At 68.4% G+C, this 14071-nt stretch carries 14 protein-coding genes, 1 tRNA gene and 1 pseudogene; 6 read left to right on the plus strand and 10 right to left on the minus strand.

Annotated features, from left to right (window positions below):
- Window positions 1–84 precede the first annotated feature (84 nt).
- The 3 genes from ALIDE2_RS17890 (at window position 85) to ALIDE2_RS17900 (ending at window position 1946) form a co-directional block, all read left to right on the plus strand.
- On the plus strand, window positions 85–1014 hold the full coding sequence (locus ALIDE2_RS17890) for a LysR family transcriptional regulator (RefSeq protein ID WP_013518204.1): 930 nt from the start codon (window positions 85–87) through the stop codon (window positions 1012–1014).
- A gap of 151 nt (window positions 1015–1165) precedes the next feature.
- Window positions 1166–1471 (plus strand): winged helix-turn-helix transcriptional regulator, encoded by a 306-nt coding sequence (locus tag ALIDE2_RS17895; protein WP_013518203.1) that lies wholly within the window; start codon window positions 1166–1168, stop codon window positions 1469–1471.
- A 115-nt stretch (window positions 1472–1586) separates the two neighbouring features.
- Window positions 1587–1946, plus strand: a complete 360-nt coding sequence (locus ALIDE2_RS17900) for an FKBP-type peptidyl-prolyl cis-trans isomerase (protein WP_013722801.1) — start codon at window positions 1587–1589, stop codon at window positions 1944–1946.
- 57 nt (window positions 1947–2003) lie between these two features.
- Here the strand turns inward: ALIDE2_RS17900 and rimO are convergent, their stop codons facing one another.
- From rimO to ALIDE2_RS17935, 7 genes and pseudogenes are all read right to left on the minus strand, one after another.
- Complete coding sequence (rimO, locus tag ALIDE2_RS17905) at window positions 2004–3395, minus strand: 30S ribosomal protein S12 methylthiotransferase RimO (protein WP_013722802.1); 1392 nt, start codon at window positions 3393–3395, stop codon at window positions 2004–2006.
- A gap of 37 nt (window positions 3396–3432) precedes the next feature.
- Window positions 3433–3972: a polyhydroxyalkanoate synthesis repressor PhaR gene (gene phaR, locus ALIDE2_RS17910; protein WP_013518200.1), complete on the minus strand. Its 540-nt coding sequence runs from the start codon at window positions 3970–3972 to the stop codon at window positions 3433–3435.
- Window positions 3973–4176: 204 nt separating this feature from the next.
- Window positions 4177–4473 (minus strand): annotated as a pseudogene (locus ALIDE2_RS17915) (RNA recognition motif domain-containing protein); the annotation flags it as partial.
- Window positions 4474–4537: 64 nt separating this feature from the next.
- Window positions 4538–4753: a hypothetical protein gene (locus tag ALIDE2_RS17920; protein ID WP_013518198.1), complete on the minus strand. Its 216-nt coding sequence runs from the start codon at window positions 4751–4753 to the stop codon at window positions 4538–4540.
- Window positions 4754–5156: 403 nt separating this feature from the next.
- Window positions 5157–5233, minus strand: a tRNA-Val gene (locus ALIDE2_RS17925).
- Window positions 5234–5291: 58 nt separating this feature from the next.
- Window positions 5292–7538 (minus strand): RelA/SpoT family protein, encoded by a 2247-nt coding sequence (locus ALIDE2_RS17930; RefSeq protein WP_013722803.1) that lies wholly within the window; start codon window positions 7536–7538, stop codon window positions 5292–5294.
- Complete coding sequence (locus ALIDE2_RS17935) at window positions 7535–8476, minus strand: alpha/beta fold hydrolase (protein ID WP_013722804.1); 942 nt, start codon at window positions 8474–8476, stop codon at window positions 7535–7537. Before ALIDE2_RS17935 ends, ALIDE2_RS17930 begins: the two co-directional genes overlap by 4 nt.
- Before the next feature lie 69 nt (window positions 8477–8545).
- Between ALIDE2_RS17935 and ALIDE2_RS17940 the strand changes: the two genes are divergently transcribed.
- Entirely contained in the window at window positions 8546–9328 is a 783-nt protein-coding gene (locus tag ALIDE2_RS17940) for a 3-hydroxybutyrate dehydrogenase (RefSeq protein WP_013518195.1), read from the plus strand.
- A 54-nt stretch (window positions 9329–9382) separates the two neighbouring features.
- Here the strand turns inward: ALIDE2_RS17940 and ALIDE2_RS17945 are convergent, their stop codons facing one another.
- Complete coding sequence (locus ALIDE2_RS17945) at window positions 9383–10111, minus strand: SIMPL domain-containing protein (RefSeq protein WP_013722805.1); 729 nt, start codon at window positions 10109–10111, stop codon at window positions 9383–9385.
- Between the two features lie 196 nt (window positions 10112–10307).
- On the opposite strand from ALIDE2_RS17945, the gene ompR reads away from it, so the two are divergent.
- Window positions 10308–11039, plus strand: a complete 732-nt coding sequence (gene ompR / locus ALIDE2_RS17950) for an osmolarity response regulator transcription factor OmpR (RefSeq protein ID WP_013518193.1) — start codon at window positions 10308–10310, stop codon at window positions 11037–11039.
- 72 nt (window positions 11040–11111) lie between these two features.
- The gene (locus tag ALIDE2_RS17955) at window positions 11112–12617 is read left to right on the plus strand and encodes a sensor histidine kinase (protein ID WP_013518192.1); all 1506 of its coding nucleotides are present in this window, start codon (window positions 11112–11114) and stop codon (window positions 12615–12617) included.
- 72 nt (window positions 12618–12689) lie between these two features.
- Here ALIDE2_RS17955 and ispF read toward each other — a convergent pair whose 3' ends face one another.
- Complete coding sequence (ispF, locus tag ALIDE2_RS17960; RefSeq protein WP_013518191.1) at window positions 12690–13169, minus strand: 2-C-methyl-D-erythritol 2,4-cyclodiphosphate synthase; 480 nt, start codon at window positions 13167–13169, stop codon at window positions 12690–12692.
- Between the two features lie 20 nt (window positions 13170–13189).
- Window positions 13190–14038: a 2-C-methyl-D-erythritol 4-phosphate cytidylyltransferase gene (gene ispD / locus ALIDE2_RS17965; protein ID WP_013722806.1), complete on the minus strand. Its 849-nt coding sequence runs from the start codon at window positions 14036–14038 to the stop codon at window positions 13190–13192.
- Window positions 14039–14071 lie beyond the last annotated feature (33 nt).

Raw genomic sequence — 14071 nt, forward strand, 5'->3', positions numbered from 1 at the left:
TGTGCTGGATCAGGATTCTAGAAATTCCGTCACACTATGGATCGTCTATTTTGGAAGCCCTGAATTTCCCAACCGGAATACCTCATGCGCCTGCCCGACCTGCAATCGCTCAAGCTCTTCGTCGCCGTGTGCGAGCACCGCAGCATCGCCCGCGCGGCGGAGCGGGAGGCCATCGTCGGCTCGGCCGTGAGCAAGCGCCTCGCGCAGCTGGAGGACACGGTGGGCACGCCCCTGCTGGTGCGCCGGCGCCACGGCGTGGCGCCCACGCCGGCGGGCGAAACGCTGCTGGAGCATGCGCGCGAGATGCTGGCGAGCGTGGGCCGCATCGAGCGCGACATGGCGGCCTTCGGCGCGGGCATCCGCGGGCACGTGCGCATGCTGGTCACGGCCTCGGTCATGGCCGAGTCGCTGGCGGACGACGTGGCCGCCTTCCTGCAGGACCCGGCGCACCGCGACATCCAGGTGAGCATGGAGGAGCGCGTGAGCCCCGAGGTGGTGCGCGGCGTGCGCGAGGGCAGCGCATCGCTGGGCATCTGCTGGGACGCGGCCGACCTCTCGGGCCTGCACACGCGCAGCTACCGCCACGACCACCTGGCCATCGTGGCTCACCCCGCGCACCCGGTGGCGCGCGCGGCGAGCGTGCGCTTCGCCGACGTGCTGGAGCACCAGTTCGTGAGCATGCCCGCGCTCAGCGCCGTGCAGCAGCTGCTGGTGCGCGCCGCGGCCGTGGAGGGCAAGACGCTGGAGCACCGCGTGCAGGTGTCCAACTTCGACGCCGCGCTGCGCGTGGTGCGCGCCAACCTGGCCATCAGCGTGATCCCGCAGGAGGTGGCGCAGCCGTTCGCCGCCAGCACCGGCGTGCGCGTGATTCCCCTGGCCGACGACTGGGCGCGGCGGCGCTTCGCCATCTGCCACCGCGGCGAGGCGGGCCTGTCGCCCGCGGCCCGGCTGCTGGTGCAGCATCTGGCCGGCCGCGCACGGCAACATGCAAGAATGGAGCCGGCAACTTTCTGACACTCGCGCAGGTCAGACATACGCCTTGAGCTACCAAACTTGTAGCAACCCCATTTCCGCGCTATATTGCTATCGTTTTTTCCAGCCCCCGCCGCCCCGCCGTCCGCGGTGCGGCGTCCATCACCAAACCCAAGCGCAAGGAGAAGCGTTCATGAGCTCCAAGGAAAACGCCGCCGTCTTTCAGCTGTTCGAGAAACTCGAATGCCGCTATGCGCTGCGCGTGCTGTGGGCCCTGCGCGACGGCCATCCGCAGACCTTCCGCCTGCTGCAGGACAGCGTGGGCGGCATCACGCCCAACACCCTCAACACCCGCATCAAGGAACTGCGCGAGGCCGGCTTCCTGGACCATGGCAGCGACGGCTACGTCGTCACCCCCGTGGGGCAGGACCTGCTCAAGCGCGTGTCCGACGTTCAGGCCTTCGCCAACCGCTGGGCCGCGGCCCGCGTGAAGAAATAAGGCGCACGACACCCCGCACCGGCCCGCCCCGCGCGGGTTTTGGTCTTTTTGGGCTCAAGCGCTTGCTGGACAAGCGCTGATAGCTCTGATTTTTGAAGCAAACGAAGGAATCACCATGGCATTCATCACCACCGCCTCCGGCCTGCAGTACGAAGACACCGTCGTGGGTACGGGCGCGCAGGCCGCGCGCGGCCAGTCGGTGCGCGTGCACTACACGGGCTGGCTCTACCAGAACGGCCAGCAGGGCGCCAAGTTCGATTCCAGCCGCGACCGCAACGACCCCTTCGAATTCCCTCTCGGCGCCGGCATGGTCATCAAGGGCTGGGACGAGGGCGTGCAGGGCATGCAGATCGGCGGCCAGCGCACGCTCATCATCCCGGCCGAGCTGGGCTACGGCGCGCGCGGCGCGGGCGGCGTGATCCCGCCCAACGCCACGCTCAAGTTCGACGTGGAACTGCTGGCCGTGCGCGGCTGACGGCGCCCTGCCCTCATCCACAAAAAGGAGCGTGGTGCACCCACGCTCCTTTTTTCATCAGACCGGCACGCCCACCAGGTCGTGCCCCTGCGTGCCCACGATGCGCGCCTTGACGAAGTCGCCCACCTTGTAGGTCTTGCTGATCTTCTCGGGCGGCAGCAGGTGGACCAGGCCGTCGATCTCGGGCGCGTCGGCCCAGCTGCGGCCCACGCCGCCCTTCTTGCCCAGGCCCACGGCCTTGTCCACCAGCACCTGCAGGGTCTGGCCCACGCGCCGCTGCAGCCGGGCGGTGGAGACTTCCTCGGCCACGGCCATGAAGCGCGCGCGGCGCTCCTCGCGCAGCTCCATGGGCAGCATGCCCGGCAGGTCGTTGGCGGCGGCGCCCCGCACGTTGCTGTACGCGAAGCAGCCGGCGCGGTCGATCTGCGCCTCGCGCAGGAACTGCAGCAGGTGCTCGAACTCTTCCTCCGTTTCGCCCGGAAAGCCCGCGATGAAGGTGCTGCGGACCACCAGCTCGGGGCACATCTCGCGCCAGCGCTGGATGCGCTCCAGGTTCTTCTCGCCGCTGGCCGGGCGCTTCATGCGCTTCAAGACATCGGGGTGGCTGTGCTGGAACGGCACGTCCAGGTAGGGCAGCACCAGCCCCTCCTGCATCAGCGGGATGATGTCGTCCACGCTCGGATAGGGGTAGACGTAGTGCAGGCGCACCCAGGCGCCGTAGGGTCTGGCGATCGCGCCCAGGGTCTGCACGAGCTCCAGCAGTCGCGTCCTGACCGGCTTGCCGTCCCAGAAACCCGTGCGGTACTTCACGTCCACGCCGTAGGCCGAGGTGTCCTGGCTCACGACGAGCAGCTCCTTCACGCCGCCCTCGAACAAGGCCCTGGCCTCGTTGAGCACGTCGCCGATGGGGCGCGACACGAGGTCGCCGCGCATCGAGGGAATGATGCAGAAGGTGCAGCGGTGGTTGCAGCCCTCCGAGATCTTCAGGTACGCGTAATGGCGCGGCGTGAGCTTGATGCCGGCCTCGCCGAACGTGCCGGGCACCAGGTCCAGGAAGGGGTCGTGCGGCTTGGGCAAATGCTGGTGCACGTGCTCCATCACCTCCTGCGCGGCATGCGGGCCGGTGACGGCGAGCACGTTGGGGTGCACGCCCTTGACGAGGTTGCCGCCGCCGTCGTCCGCGCGCGCGCCCAGGCAGCCGGTGACGATCACCTTGCCGTTGTCGGCCAGCGCCTCGCCGATGGTGTCCAGGCTCTCGCGCACGGCATCGTCGATGAAACCGCAGGTGTTGACGATGACGAGATCGGCGCCCTGGAAAGTCTTGGAGGTTTCGTAGCCCTCGGCCGAGAGCTGCGTGAGGATGAGTTCGGAATCCGTCAGGTTCTTGGGGCAGCCCAGGCTGACGAAGCCGATCTTCGGGGTTTTCGTGGGGGAGAGTGCTTCGCTCATCCCCGTATTGTCCCTGTTTGGCCCTAGGGCCTGGGCCCTAGCGTTTCTTGAGGCCGAACGCGCCGAGCATCTGCTCGGTCTGCTTCTGCATCTGCTCCTGCATCTGCTGGAACATGTTCTGCGACTGCTCGACGTAGTTGCCCATCAGCCCCTTCATCATGGGCGACTGCAGGTTCATGAACTGCGACCACATCTCGGGCGTGAGCCCCTGGGACTGCTCGGCCAGCTTGGCCTGGATCTCGGTGAACATCTGCACGTTCTTCTCGAGGTAGGCGCCCATGAAGCCCTGCATGGCGTGGCCGTAGAAGCGGATGATGTTGGCCAGCGCCGCCTCGCTGAACATGGGCGCGCCGCCGGCCTCCTCCTCCAGGATGATCTGCAGCAGGATGCTGCGCGTCAGGTCCTCGCCGCTCTTGGCGTCGCGCACGGCGACCGTCTCCCCGTTCATCACCAGCTGCCTGACCTCGGCCAGCGTGACGTAGGTGGAGGTGGAGGTGTCGTACAGGCGGCGATTGGGGTACTTCTTGATGACGCGCTGCGCGGGCTTGGCGTCAGGTGCGGGGTTCTGGTCTGGCACGGGTGGCTCCTCCGGTCGTGGTCCGGCTCGTATTGCAGTGCAACAGATTCTAGGCAGGCCATGTCCGCACCACGCGCAGGAATACCCTGATCGCACCATCCACACCGCCCTTGCACGACATGCATCAACGAAAAAGCCGCCCGTCCGGGGCGGCTTGATGCGTTCGAGGGCTTTACGCCCGGCTCAATGATGTCAGTAGCGGCTGCCGCGATAGCCGCCGCGGTCGGCGCCACCGCCAAAGCTCGGCCGGGCTTCCATGGGCCGTGCGACGTTCACCGTCAAGGCGCGGCCATCGACCGATTTGCCATGCAGGCCATTGATGGCTTCCTGCGCCTCGGCACCGCTGGCCATCTCGACGAAGCCGAAGCCCTTGGAGCGGCCCGTGTCGCGCTCCATCATGACTTTCGCGGAGGTGACGGCGCCGAATTGGGAGAACTGCTGGACCAGCGATTCGTCGCGGACAGAATAGGCCAGGTTGCCCACATAGAGTCGATTGTTCATAAATGTCTTTCTTTCGGAGTGAAGGGCCGGCCACTCGGGGCCAGCCACGGAGAGGAAATGGAAGTCAGCCCAGTTGGCCCTGCAGCACCATGCTGCGGCCCTGGGCCAAGGCGTACTGCACCGCCTGCGCATCGCAGGCAAAGTGGGGGGCGAACCGGAAGATTCGGTCGTACATCCCCCGGCGGATGGAAACCGAGGCCGCGACGCCGGCATTGGTGGATTTGATGAGCGGCGTGACAACGTAGTTGCCGACGCACTCTGCGTTCTGTTTTTCAAGCATTGCGGACTGACGGAGATCTTCGCCGGCAGGGCGTCCCGTCAGGAGTCAAAGGGGGGAAAGAAAAATCCCTGCAGCGCCATGGCGCAGAGGTGCTCGGGCAGATCCGGAAAAGGATGTGGGGATCCGCAATGAGCTCGCCGCGAAAGGAGGATGACAGCCGACAGACTTCGCTGGAAGTGCGGCAGAACAGGCGATGGGAGTGCTGTCAGTCAGGCGCCGCCAAGGCAAGCAGTGGGCAGCGCATCGGTGCATTATGCACCGCAAATCGAAACATGCAAACTTTTATTCAAAAGAAAGCATATTGCCCGTTGACGGAGCCGGCCCGGGACTCTTCGAGGTCTATCCCTTTGGCCCGGAAAGAAAAACGGGTCACAGCGAAGCCGCTGCAACCCGTTGATTCCATTGGTAGGCGCGATTGGACTCGAACCAACGACCCCCACCATGTCAAGGTGGTGCTCTAACCAGCTGAGCTACGCGCCTGTGATCGTTCGAGAAAGCGAAAGTATAGCAGTAAAAACCCGCCCAGAAAGAAAGCGGCTCAGCGCCTGCGCGCCGAGCGCACCCCCTGCACGCCGGCGACGATGCCCAGGACCTTGTTCAGCCGCCCGGCGTCGGACACCTCCACGGTGAAGGTCATCCAGGCCGTGCCTTTCACGGACTGGGTCTGCACGCCGATCACGTTGGTCTTCTCGCGCGCGAACACCTCGGAGATGTCGCGCAGCAGGCCCTGGCGGTCCGATGCCTCCACCGCCACGTCCACGGGATAGACGGCCGCCTCCGCCGTCGAGCGCCGCGGCCGGCCCCACTGCACGTCGATCACGCGCTCGGCGTTGCGCGCGGCCATTTCGTGGAAGTTGCGGCAGTCGGAGCGGTGCACGCTCACGCCCTTGCCGCGCGTGACGAAACCGCGGATGTCGTCGGGCGGCGCGGGCTTGCAGCATTTGGCCAGCTGCGTCATGAGCGAATCCACGCCGACCACGAGCACGCCGCCCTTGTGCGCGCCATCGGCCGTGCGCGCCTTCCTGACCAGCAGGTCGGGCTCCTGCGCCACCGGCTCGGGCGGGCGCAGCAGGGCTTCTATGGAGCGCAGCGACAGCTCGTCCTTGCCCACCATCTCGAACAGCGCGTCCGCCGACTTGAATCCCAGCTGCATGGCCAGGTCGTCGTGCTTGATGGCCGTCTTGCCCTCGCGCTGCAGCAGCTTTTCCACCAGTTCGCGCCCGCGCGCGACCGTCGCGTGGGTTGCCTGGGCATTGAACCAGGCGCGCACCTTGGCCTTGGCGCGGCTGCTGATGAGGTAGCCCAGCTCGGGGTTGAGCCAGTCGCGCGAGGGACGGCCCTCCTTCACGGTGCTGATCTCCACCGTCTGGCCGTTCTGCAGCGGCGTGTTCAGCGGCACCATGGCACCGTCCACGCGCGCGCCGCGGCAGCGGTGGCCTACGTTGGTGTGGACCGCATAGGCGAAGTCGACGGGCGTGGCGCCCTGGGGCAGCTCCACCACCGCGGCGTCGGGCGTCAGCACGTAGATGCGGTCCTCGAACAGGCCGCTGCGGCTGGCCGAGCCGACCAAGTCGCGCTCCCAGGCCAGCAGCTGGCGCAGCACGGCGATCTTGGCGTCGTAGTCGCTGCTGGCCGACACGCCGGCATAGCCCTTGGTGCCCGCCTCCTTATAGGCCCAGTGCGCAGCCACGCCGTGCTCGGCATGGTCGTGCATGGCCTGGGTGCGGATCTGGATCTCGATGGCCCTGCCGGCCTCGTCGCGCACCACCGTGTGCAGCGACTGGTAGCCGTTGGGCTTGGGGCGGGCGATGTAGTCGTCGAACTCGGCCTCGATGGAGGTGAACTGGCTGTGCACCCAGCTCAGCGCGGCATAGCAGTCCTTGACGCTGGGCACGATCACGCGCAGCGCGCGGATGTCGAACACCTGGTCGAAGTCGAGCGACTTGCCGCGCATCTTCTTGACGATGCTGTAGATGTGCTTGGGCCTGCCCGACACGCTGGCGCTGATGCTGTGCGCGCGCAGCTCGGATTCGAGCCGGCCGCGCAGCTGCTCCATGTACAGCTCGCGCTCCACGCGCTTCTCGTCGAGCAGGCGCGCCACCTCGCGGTAGGTGTCGGGCTCCAGGAAGCGGAAGGCCAGGTCTTCCAGCTCCCATTTCATCTGCCAGATGCCCAGGCGGTTGGCCAGGGGTGCGAACACCTGCAGCGCCTCGCGCGCGATGGCCGGCGACACCGGGCGCTTGGCGGCCGCGTAGTAGCGCAACGTCTGCAGGCGCGAGGCCAGGCGCAGCATGACCACGCGCAGGTCGCGCGAGAAGGCCAGCAGCATCTTGCGCACGTTCTCGGTCTGCGTGGCCGCATCGTCCACCTGCAGGCCGGCCACCTGCGCCTCGCGCGCCTGCAGCTGCACGCGCATGAGCTTGGTGGTCTCCACGGCCAGAGCCGCGAAATTGCTGCCGAAGGCCTTGCCGATCACCTCCTCGGGCTTGTTCAGGTGCTCGCAGGTGTAGACCAGGTAGGCCGCCGCCTGCATGGTCTCGGAGCCGCCCAGGTTCTTGAGGATGGCGGCCACCGCGTCCGCATGGGCCAGCGTGTTCTCCCCGGTCTCCAGCGTTTCGCCGATGAGCAGGGGCTCGGCGAACGCACGGGCGCGCACCAGGGCGTCGGCATGCTCCGTATCGGCCTGCGACGTGGCCGCGATGAGCTGCGGCACGCCGTCGGGACGCGCCGCAGCGGCGCCCGCCTGCGCCATGGGCAGCGTCTGGCCGATGAAGCTGCTCTTCATGCTGCCGGCTCCCCCTGCCCGTCCAGCAGGAAGCGGGCGACCACATCGACCTGGTCGTCATGGAGCAGCGTGGGCGCGTGGCCCACGCCGGCGAACTCCACCAGGCGCGCGCGGGGCCCGCGCGCGGTCATCTGCTGCGCCGTCTGCGGCGACAGCAGGTCCGATTGCGTGCCGCGCAGCAGCAGGACCTGCGCCGCGATCCGGTCGTAGAGCTGCCACATCTGCTGCTCGCCCGCGCTCGCGGCCTCCGGCGTCAGCGCGCGAAAGGCCACGGCGATCGCCGGGTCGTAATGCAGCACGAAGCCGCCCTGGGGCGCGGGGCGCACCATGGCGCGCGACAGTTCCAGCCACTCCTGCGACGTGTGCGGCCCGAAGGTGCTGGACACGACCCACAGCGCGTCGGCCGCCTGCTGCAGCGAATCGAAATGCGCGGGCTGGCCCAGGTACTGGCCGATGCGCTGCAGCGCCTGCCATTCGAGGCATGGCCCCACGTCGTTGAGCACCAGGCGCCGCACGGGCGCGGGCAGCGGCAGGTCGGGCACGCCGCAGATGCCCATGCCCAGCAGCCCTCCCATGCTCGTGCCCACCCAGTCCAGCGCGACGATGGGGGCCTGCTGGTGCAGCTGTGCCAGCAGCGCCAGCATGTCGGCCACATACACGGGCAGCTGGTAATCCATGGGGTCCGTCAGCCAGTCGCTGCGGCCGCGCCCGGCCACGTCGGGGCAGACCACGCGCGCGTGGCGGCACAGCCTGCGCGCCAGCGTGTCGAAATCGCGCCCCTGTCGCGACAGGCCATGCGCGCACACGATCACGTGGGGGTGGCGGGGATCGCCCGTGTCGTTCCACTCCCAGTAGGCCATGCGATGGCCTTCCTGTGCGGTGGCGCCGGCGGCCGCGGGGCCCGGGCACGGTACGTATTTCAGCGTAGGTTCAATCATGGAAACGGTACCGTCATGCAGCACTCGATAATGCCTCGGCTGCATCCTAATTCATTCGGAGAGACTCTCATGCTGAACGGCAAAACCGCCCTCGTCACCGGCTCCACCAGCGGCATCGGCCTTGGGATCGCCAAAGCCCTGGCGCGCCAGGGGGCAAACATCGTGCTCAACGGCTTCGGCGACGTGGACGGGCCGCGCGCCGAGGTGCTGGCCGCTGGCCAAGCCGCGGGGGCCCGCGTGGCCTACCACGGCGCGGACATGAGCCGCCCCGCCGACATCGAGGACATGCTCAAGTACGCCGCCACCCAGTTCGGCCGCGTGGACATCCTGGTGAACAACGCCGGCATCCAGCACGTGGCCAGCGTGCAGGACTTCCCGCCCGAGCGTTGGGACGCCATCATCGCCATCAACCTCACGAGCGCCTTCCACACCACGCGCCTGGCCCTGCCGGGCATGCTGGCGAACGACTGGGGGCGCATCATCAACGTGGCCTCGGTGCACGGCCTGGTGGCCTCGGCGCAGAAGTCGGCCTACGTGGCGGCCAAGCACGGCATCGTCGGCCTGACCAAGGTGACGGCGCTGGAGAACGCCACCACGGGCGTGACCTGCAACGCCATCTGCCCGGGCTGGGTGCTGACCCCGCTGGTGCAAAAGCAGGTGGACGCCAAGGCCGCGGCGCTGGGCATCTCGAACGACGAGGCCAAGAAGGTGCTGCTGGGCGAGAAGGAGCCCTCCATGCAGTTCACCACGCCCGAGGAGCTGGGCGAGCTGGCGGTATTCTTCTGCTCGCCCGCCGCCAACAACGTGCGCGGCGTGGCCTGGAACATGGATGGCGGCTGGGCTGCGCAGTAACGCTACGGTTAATGCAGCTGGTAGCGCTTGCCAATCAAGCGCTGCAGGCAAATATCACCGCAACTGCACCGAGCCCGAGATGGTCACCGCCACCTGGGCCTTGCCGGCCTCGACCGGCACCGGCGCATCGGCGGCCAGGGACGCGGCCTTGGCCTCCATGGCCATGATGCGCGGGCGCGGGCCGGGCGCCATCTCGTTGCTGTGCACGGCCACCTCGCGCAGGGTGTAGCCGGCGAAGCCGAAGCCGCGCGCCAGCTCCGCGGCGCGCGCCTTGAAGGCCTCGATGGCCTTGGCCTGCGCCTCGCCTTCGACCTTGGCGCGCGCCTCGCGCGAGAGGTCGAAGGCGATCTGGCTGATCGTCATGCCCTGGATCCTTCCGGCCGTGCCCGTGATGCGCGCGAAGTCGCGCCCCTGCAGCACCAGTTCCGCGCGTCCCTGCCAGCCGGCGATCTTGCCGTCCTTGCCATGGCGCGGGTACATGCCGAAGGCGCCCGTGCGCACGTCCATCTGCTGCGGCTGCGCGGCGCGACGCGCCTCGGCGAGCGCAGCATCCAGCACCTGCTGCAGCTGGGCCTGCACGATGGCCGCCTCCGGCGCTTCCTTCGTGGCGGCCAGCGTCAGGACCAGCAGGTCCTGCTGTACCTCGACCGTCCCGGAGGCCGACAGCTGCAACACGTTCTGCAGCACCGCTACCGGTCCGTTTTGAGCAAAAACGGCTGTAGCGCCCACCAATAAAGCGCTGGAAGCTATGACTTTAAAAGCATTCTTCATATCCTCTTTCATTCCTTCCTCGGTATGCAGGGGCCGCCGGCACATGCCGGCCGCCCCTGCCTGGCATCGTCATTGAACACCGGCCACCGCCGTTGCGCTGCAGCGCAAAACCTGTAACAGTTGGTCAGACCCTAGGGGGAAACGCGAATTTCCGGTCACAAGCTGGTCAAAATCGGCTCTGTTACAAATTGGACTGGGGAAAGACAGCATGGCTTCAACAACCAATCGCACCGACAAGGTCCTCGTGGTGGACGACGATGCGCGCATCCGCGACCTGCTGCGCCGCTACCTCACACAGGAAGGCTTCGAAGTCATGGTGGCGGAAGACGGCAAGGCGCTCAACCGCATCCTGCTGCGCGAGACCGTGGACCTGATCGTGCTCGACCTGATGATGCCCGGCGAGGACGGCCTGTCGATCTGCCGCCGCCTGCGCGCGGCCAGCGACCGCACGCCCATCATCATGCTCACCGCCAAGGGCGAGGACGTGGACCGCATCGTGGGCCTGGAGGTGGGCGCAGACGACTACCTGGGCAAGCCCTTCAACCCGCGCGAGCTGCTGGCGCGCATACACGCCGTGCTGCGCCGCCGCCCGCCGCAGGAGGCGCCGGGCGCCCCCTCGGGCGACAACGAGGTCGTGACCTTCGGCCCCTTCACCTTCGACCTGGGCACGCGCGCGCTGCAGAAGAACGGCGAGGAGCTGCCGCTGACCACGGGCGAGTTCGCCATGCTCAAGGCCCTGGTGCGCCACCCGCGCCAGCCGCTGTCGCGCGAGAAGCTCGCGCTGCTGGCGCGCGGGCGCGAATTCGAGCCCTTCGACCGCAGCCTGGACGTGCAGATCTCGCGCCTGCGCAAGCTCGTGGAGGTGGATGCCGCCGCGCCGCGCTACATCCAGACCGTCTGGGGCGTGGGCTACGTGTTCGTACCGGACGGCACGAACTGATCCCGCGGGCCTCCGCACACTGAGAGGGCGCGCCCGCCCTGCGGGCGCCGCGCCAGAGCACGCCGCAAAGCCATGAACGCCACCCAAGACATGCCCACGGACGCCACCAGCCCGGCGCCGCTGGAGGCCTCGGCCAGCCGCCGGCCTCAGCGTTCGCGCGTGGGGCTGAACCTGTTCTGGCGCACCTTCTTCCTGCTGGCGCTGCTGCTGGTGGGCTGCATCCTGGCCTGGGTGCAGACGCTGCGCGCGCTGGAGTTCGAGCCGCGCACGCTGCAGACGGCGCAGCAGATTGCCTCCATGGTCAACCTGAGCCGCGCGGCGCTCGTGCACTCCGACGCCATCGCCCGCGTGTCCCTGCTCAAGACCATGGCGGACCAGGAGGGCGTGCGCATCCTGCCGCGCGAGCCCAAGGACAAGTTCGAGCTGCTCCCGCCCTCGGCCCTGGGCCTGCGCCTGACCGAGGAACTCACGCAGCGGCTGGGGCCGGGCACCATCGTGGCCAGCAGCGTCAATGGCGAGAACGGCCTGTGGGTGGGCTTCACCATCAACGGCGACCCAAACTGGCTGCTCATGGACCGCTCGCGCCTGTCCGCGGCCGGCGGCAAGACCTGGCTCATCTGGCTCACCATCGTGGGCGCGCTGTCGCTGGCGGGCGCCGCCATCATCGCGCGGCTCATCAACCGCCCGCTCAAGCAGCTCAGCGACGCCGCCAACCGCGTGCGCGACGGCGACTTCGCCGCCGGCCAGCTCGACGAGGAGGCCGTGACCAGCGAGATCCGCGAGGTGAACATCGGCTTCAACCGCATGGCGCAGAAACTCGCCAAGCTGGAGCAGGACCGCGCCGTGATGCTGGCCGGCATCTCGCACGACCTGCGCACGCCCCTGGCGCGCCTGCGCCTGGAGACCGAGATGAGCGTGACCGACGAGGTGGCGCGCGAGCACATGGTGGCCGACATCGTGCAGCTCGACGCCACCATCGACAAGTTCCTCGACTACGCGCGCCCCGACACCGTGGCGCTCAGCCCCGTCAACCTGCATGGCGTGGTGTCCTCCTGCGTGTACGCGGTGCAGGACCACCGAGAACTGCAGATCACCATGAACGTGCCCGAGGACCTGATGGCGATGGCGGACGAGGTGGAGCTGGCGCGCGTGATCTCCAACCTGCTGGAGAACGCGCGCCGCTACGGCAAGAACCGCGAGACCGGCATCACCACCGTGGACATCGCCGCCAAGGCGCGCGAGAAATGGGTGCTGATCAAGCTGCGCGACCACGGCCCCGGCGCGCCGCCGGAGCAGCTGGCCAACCTGACCAAGCCGTTCTTCCGCGGCGACTCGGCGCGCACGGCGGCCGCGGGCGCGGGCCTGGGCCTGTCCATCGTGGACAAGACCGTGCAGCGCATGGGCGGCATCTTCGCGCTGGCGAACTCGGCCTCGGGCGGGCTCGTCGCCCATATCCAGCTGCAGCGCGCCACCGACCTGCCCGAGGGGCAGGACCCGCAGCAGCGCCTGCAGCGCCCGCAGGTCAAGCGCCACCTGCCGCCCCGCAGTGGCGCACCCGCGCCGCAGCAAAAACAATAGCTGCCAGCGCTTGCCAGATGGCGGCTTCATACACAAATCTACCTGAAACCACCATATACCAAGCGCTATGAGCTATTCTTTGAATAGCAGCACGGCGGCGCGCGCCTCGATGGCCAGGCCCTGCCCCACGGGGCCCAGGCGCTCGGCCGTCTTGGCCTTCACGTTCACCTGGCCGCCCTGCAGGCTTAAAGCGCCGGCAATGCGCTCGCGCATGGCCGGTATGTGGGCCGCCAGGCGCGGCGCCTGCGCCACCACGGTGCTGTCGACGTTGCCGATCGCGTAGCCCTTGTCCCGCACGCGGCGCGCCGCCTCGGTGAGCAGCACCACGGAATCGGCGCCACGGAACCGCGCATCGGTGTCGGGGAAATGGCTGCCGATGTCGCCCAGCGCCGCCGCGCCCAGCAGCGCGTCGGTGATGGCGTGCAGCAGCACGTCGGCATCCGAGTGGCCCAGCAGTCCCATGGTGTGGGGAATGTCCACGCCGCCGATGACCAGGCGCCGCCCGGGTACCAGCGCATGCACGTCCCAACCCTCGCCAATCCTGAAATCCATGTTCGTTCCGTTCACTGCCGTCACCGCTGGCGCGGTGTCGTGGATGAGAAAAAAGTCTGTACCGGCTCGCTGGCCGCCGCGCCGCGCGCGCCGCCGAAGCGCTCCAGCGTGGCGCCGTGCATGCGCTGGGCCAGCACGGCCTCGGCAAGGGCGAAGTCGTCCGGATAGGTGACCTTGAAGTTCTGCGCGCCGCCGGGCACCAGGCGCGGGCGCAGGCCCATGGCCTCCATGGCGCTGGCCTCGTCGGTGGCGGCCGCGCCCACGTGCTCCAGCGCGCGGCGCAGTGCGCCGATGCGGAACATCTGCGGCGTCTGCGCGAGCCACTTGTCGCTGCGGTCCACGGTGGAGGCGACGCGCACGCCGCCGGGCCCGTCGGTGGCGGTCTTGAGCGTGTCGGCCAACTTGTGCGCGAGCAGCCCGCCCACGCTGTCGTGCTGGCAGGCGTCGATCAGCGCGTCGATCTGTGCCGTGGTCACCAGGCAGCGCGCCGCGTCGTGCACCAGCACCCAGTCGTCGTCCGATGCGCCGCGCGCCTGCAGGGCCTTGATGCCGCCCAGCACCGTATCGGCCCGCGTGGCGCCGCCGCAGGGCACGGCGAAGAAGGCGGGGTGCGCATGGCCGTCGAAGAAGGCATCGCCCGGCGCCACGGCCACCAGCGTGCCCGCGAGCCTTGCCACCCCGGCAAAGGCCGCCAGCGTGTGCAGCACCATAGGGTGGCCCGCCACCACCTGGTACTGCTTGGGCAGGACGGCCGCGGCGCCCGGCTGCACGCGCACGGCGCGCGTGCCCGTGCCCGCGCAGGGCACCAGGGCCCAGAACCGCCCGGGCACATGGCGAACGGGGTTGAAGGCGGGAGGCAGGTCGCTCATGGGGCGGCATTCTAAAATCGCCCACCACCGCCC

The organism is Alicycliphilus denitrificans K601 (assembly GCF_000204645.1).
Lineage (GTDB): Bacteria > Pseudomonadota > Gammaproteobacteria > Burkholderiales > Burkholderiaceae_C > Alicycliphilus > Alicycliphilus denitrificans.